4 protein-coding genes, 1 pseudogene and 1 riboswitch are annotated in these 4196 nt (G+C 57.6%); of the genes and pseudogenes, 4 read left to right on the forward strand and 1 reads right to left on the reverse strand.

Features of this window, described 5'->3' with window-relative positions; all coding sequences use genetic code 11:
• Positions 1–104: 104 nt before the first annotated feature.
• A pseudogene (locus ACB030_RS20200) lies at positions 105–197 on the forward strand (putative quorum-sensing-regulated virulence factor); the annotation flags it as partial.
• Positions 194–757 (forward strand): cob(I)yrinic acid a,c-diamide adenosyltransferase, encoded by a 564-nt coding sequence (locus tag ACB030_RS20205; protein WP_371162230.1) that lies wholly within the window; start codon positions 194–196, stop codon positions 755–757. The pseudogene ACB030_RS20200 and the gene ACB030_RS20205, both read left to right, overlap by 4 nt.
• A 71-nt stretch (positions 758–828) precedes the next feature.
• Here the strand turns inward: ACB030_RS20205 and ACB030_RS20210 are convergent, their stop codons facing one another.
• The gene (locus ACB030_RS20210; RefSeq protein ID WP_371162232.1) at positions 829–1233 is read right to left on the reverse strand and encodes an H-NS family nucleoid-associated regulatory protein; all 405 of its coding nucleotides are present in this window, start codon (positions 1231–1233) and stop codon (positions 829–831) included.
• A gap of 320 nt (positions 1234–1553) precedes the next feature.
• Positions 1554–1725: riboswitch (Lysine riboswitch) on the forward strand.
• An 85-nt stretch (positions 1726–1810) separates the two neighbouring features.
• Between ACB030_RS20210 and ACB030_RS20215 the strand changes: the two genes are divergently transcribed.
• Both ACB030_RS20215 and ACB030_RS20220 read left to right on the forward strand, forming a co-directional pair.
• Positions 1811–3391, forward strand: coding sequence for a Na+/H+ antiporter NhaC family protein (locus tag ACB030_RS20215; RefSeq protein WP_371162234.1), 1581 nt, complete (start codon positions 1811–1813; stop codon positions 3389–3391).
• An 86-nt stretch (positions 3392–3477) separates the two neighbouring features.
• The gene (locus ACB030_RS20220) at positions 3478–4059 is read left to right on the forward strand and encodes a thymidine kinase (RefSeq protein ID WP_247626363.1); all 582 of its coding nucleotides are present in this window, start codon (positions 3478–3480) and stop codon (positions 4057–4059) included.
• Positions 4060–4196: the final 137 nt, after the last annotated feature.

Genomic DNA, 4196 nt, shown 5'->3' on the forward strand with positions numbered 1-4196 from the left:
AAGGCGATCCTGACTATAAAGTTAACTGCATATCACAGGCCTATAAGTATTTGTTTTGTAGGCAAAAAACTATTTTTAATTTTTAACAAAATGTTCACGATCTCGCCCTGGGCCAAACCCTGGCACTGGCATACGAGATAAAACTCAATGGACTCGAATCCATGATTATTCCCATTATTAACAGGATGTCAGAATGAGAATATATACCCGGCAAGGGGACAAGGGGCTTACGCGGCTGGCTGATGGCTCCTCCCTTGCAAAGGATGACCGGCGGGTCGAGACCTATGGCGCCATTGACGAGCTCAATTCCCAGATAGGTCTGCTGATGGCCGAAATACCCGAGAATGAGTCGGCATTATTGGCTCAACTCATATTGCTGCAGCAGGAGCTGTTTGATTTGGGCGGGGAGCTGGCGTTTTCCAGCGAGGCGCAAAATGCCTCCCTGTGGCAGGTCAATGAGGCCTGGACGGCGCGGCTGGAGCAACAGATTGACGCCTACAGCGCCCAGTTGCCGGTATTGCGCAATTTCATTCTGCCAAGCGGTTCGCGGGCGGCGGCGCAGGCCCATGTGGTGCGCACCCTGACTCGTCGCTGCGAGCGGCTGCTGCTCGGCCTGAGCCGGGAAGAGCAGGTGAACCCGGCGATCCTGCCCTATCTGAATCGGCTAAGTGACTGGTTTTTCACGGTGGCCAGATACTTGCTGGTCTCTGCCGGTACCCCGGAAGTGCTCTGGGTCAAGGCGGCAGACAGGCGCTGAGGCGCCCGGCATGGAAACAATAAAAAACCTCGCATGGCGAGGTTTTTTATTGGGCGGGATCCTGCTTCAGATCAGATGGCAAAGTCTTCCACGGATTTGCCTTCGGCCACGGCCTTGGCAATGGCGGAGGGCATGCGGCCCTGGCCGGTCCAGGTTTTTTCCACGCCATTGTCCAGATAACGATATTTGGCGGGGCGGGGGGCACGTTTGCCTTTGCTGGCCTTGGTGCTTTCGGTGGCCACTGTGCCCACCAATTCAGCAGGATCTATCCCTGCGGCTTTCAACATTTCGGCGTATTCGGCAATTTTCTTCTGATGTTCTTCACGGGCCAGGCGTTCGGCAGATTCATCCTGCTGGCGTTCGGCGACCACCTCGGACAATTTCTGCAGTCCCTCTTCCAGTTGCTCCAGGGACAAATCGCGGCAGGCTGCGCGCAGACTACGGATATTCAGCAGAATTTTCAAAAATTCGTTCATATTGGCTACCACGCGAGCAGAAATATTAATGGGAAGGGCTGGTTTTTCGATAATTTATAGGGGGATTTGGTATCAAGTCAAGTCTGCCAAAATAATTAATTAGGCAGATAAATAAAGTCCGGCAATTATTCACGACGCCCGGTTTATTCTCTTTGCAGGAGTTTCATTTCCGAATGAGTTCCGAACAGATGAAAATATCGACCGCATCGTATTTTATGAACCATTTGACTACCTTTTTTCCGCTTTTCGCCACACAAGCCTTGAAATTTAATCAAAAAACTTGCTATCACCCGGTAGCTCGATAAAATGTGTCGCGAATACCTTTAAGTAGAGGCGCGCTGCCTATGAGTAACCGAGCGGAGGGTGATGCCTGCGATGCTCGATGAAAGGAGTCGGCGCCGAAGTGACCAGGCCATCATACCGGGTTGCTGGTTCTGCATCGAACAGGTGCAGGACTGCCATAGTCATCCACTATGGAGCGCTACCTGAAGGGGCTGAGGAGTATGCCCGCCCTGGGTTTTGTTTCTTTGATCCTCTCGGTAGATCTCCACCTGTTGTCTTTAGGTGCAAAGAGATCATGGACATCGTTCATTACGCCGACTCCGGTTGGTCCGTCGTTCCCCCCCTGTTGGCCGTCGCCCTTGCGATCATCACCCGCCGCGTCCTGGTGTCGCTGGGGGTGGGCATAGTCGCAGGCAGTCTGCTGCTCAACCAGTTCTCCCCCCTCGAATCCCTGCATTACATGCTGAACACCGTGCTCAAGATCTTCTGGGTCGAGGGTGCGCTCAACCGGGACAACGTCAACATGATCCTGTTCATGTTGCTGCTGGGGGGCCTCATCAGCCTGATGAGCGTCTCCGGGGCGACCCGGGCCTTCGCCGAGTGGGCCGCGCGCCGCGCCAAGACCCGCAAGGGGGCCAAGGCCCTTACCGGCATGATGGTCTTCGCCTTCTTCATCGATGACTTCTTCCACAGCCTGTCGGTGGGGGCCATCTGCCGCCCGGTTACCGATCGCTTCCAGATCTCCCGCGCCAAGCTGGCCTATCTGCTGGACTCCACCGCGGCGCCGGTCTGCGTGCTGATGCCCATATCCTCGTGGGGCGCCTACATCATCGCCCTGGTGGGCGGCATCATGGCGGCCCATGGTCTGACCGATCAGAGCCCCATCTCCGCCTTCGTCGAGATGATCCCGATGAACCTCTATGCGGTCTTCACCCTGATCATGGTGCTGGTGGTGATCGCCTTCCAGCTCGACATCGGCCCCATGCGTCAACACGAGCAGTGGGCGCTGGAGGGCAAGCTGTGGGATGAGTCCAAGGGCCGTCCCATCGGCCTGGACATGGAGTCGCCCGAGGAGAGCAATGGCGGCATGATCGACATGGTGCTGCCGATCCTGACCCTGACCCTGGCGACCGTCTATTTCATGATAGATTCCGGCGCCGCCGTGCTGGCCGATAAAGGCCTGCCGTTCAGCGTGCTCGGCTCGTTCGAGAACACCAACGTCGGCTCCTCCCTGGTCTATGGCGCCCTGTGCAGCTTGGTGGTCTCCATCGGTCTGGCCATGCGCCTCAAGCTGGGTGCCAGCAACTGGATGAAGGCGGCCCCCCAGGGGATCATGGCCATGCTGCCCGCCATCAATATCCTGCTGTTTGCCTGGACCATAGGCGCCGTGGTGCGCGACGTGGAGACCGGCAAGTACCTGGCTTCCATGGCCAATGGCAACCTGCCGATCGAAGTGTTGCCGGCTGTGGTCTTTATCCTCTCCTGCGCCATGGCCTTTGCCACCGGCACCAGCTGGGGCACCTTCGGCATCATGCTGCCGCTCGCCGGCGACATGGCGGCCGCCAGCGACATCAGCCTGATGCTGCCGATGCTGGCTGCCGTGCTGGCAGGTTCCGTGTTCGGTGATCACAGCTCCCCCATCTCCAGCACCAGCATACTGTCGGCCACCGGTGCCGGCTGCCATCACATCGATCACGTGATGACCCAGCTGCCTTATGCGCTCGCCATCGCCTTCGGTGCCGCGCTCGGTTACCTGGTGATGGGGCTGATGCACTCGGTGCTGGCAGGCTTCACGGTCAGCGCGCTCTGGTTCATCATCTTCTCCGGTTACCATTTGCGCAAGGCTCGGATGCAGCGCGCCCTGGCCGTCGCATAAAGAGAACAAGGGGCCCACGGGCCCCTTGGTTTTGGCAGGGGCTTTGGTTAGCATGCCCCCCATCAATCCCGTTTCGGAACCCCATCATGGCTTCACTGCACTACAAATTCGCCACCATGAACTCGGGCAAGTCGACCCAGCTCATCCAGGCCCACTTCAACTATCTGGAGCGTGGCATGTATCCGCTGGCCATGACTCCCGCCATCGACGACCGCTTCGGTGCCGGGATCATCAGCGCCAGGGTCGGGCTGGAGCTGAAGGTGGAGGTCTTCAGTGACAGCTGCGATCTGTTCGAGATGGTCAAGGCGCGCCATGCAAATCGCCATATCGATGTGTTCATCGTCGACGAGGCGCAGTTCCTGACCCGGGAGCAGGTGTATCAGCTCGCCCGCATCGTCGATGAGCAGGATATTCCAGTGATCGCCTATGGCCTCAAGACCGACTTTCGCGGCGAGCTGTTCCCCGGCTCCTACCACCTGCTCTGTCTGGCGGACAAGTTCGAGGAGCTCAAAAGCATCTGCTGGTGCGGCAACAAGGCGCACATGAACTCTCGGGTCAACGAGGCGGGGCAGGTGATGCGCGACGGCGAGCAGGTGGAGATTGGGGGGAACGATCGCTATGTGTCGCTCTGCCGCAAGCACTATCTGGAAGGACGGGCTTACAGGTAAGCCACAGCATGAAAAAGGGCGCCTCGGGGCTGTCTCTTATACAAAAATCCCCAAGCATCGCTTGGGGATTTTTTTGAACTTATCTCCCATTGCGTGATCTGAACCTTTCATCACTCTCCCTCTGGTTCTAACATGCC

This window comes from Aeromonas sp. S16(2024) (genome assembly GCF_041403065.1).
Taxonomy (GTDB): domain Bacteria; phylum Pseudomonadota; class Gammaproteobacteria; order Enterobacterales; family Aeromonadaceae; genus Aeromonas.

What these genes read in the sequence shown, in the direction of transcription:
- ACB030_RS20215 (WP_371162234.1), top strand. Translation starts at nt 1,811, where the DNA reads ATGGACATCGTTCATTACGCCGACTCCGGTTGGTCCGTCGTTCCCCCC.
- ACB030_RS20210 (WP_371162232.1), bottom strand. Translation starts at nt 1,233, where the DNA reads ATGAACGAATTTTTGAAAATTCTGCTGAATATCCGTAGTCTGCGCGCA.
- ACB030_RS20205 (WP_371162230.1), top strand. Translation starts at nt 194, where the DNA reads ATGAGAATATATACCCGGCAAGGGGACAAGGGGCTTACGCGGCTGGCT.
- ACB030_RS20220 (WP_247626363.1), top strand. Translation starts at nt 3,478, where the DNA reads ATGGCTTCACTGCACTACAAATTCGCCACCATGAACTCGGGCAAGTCG.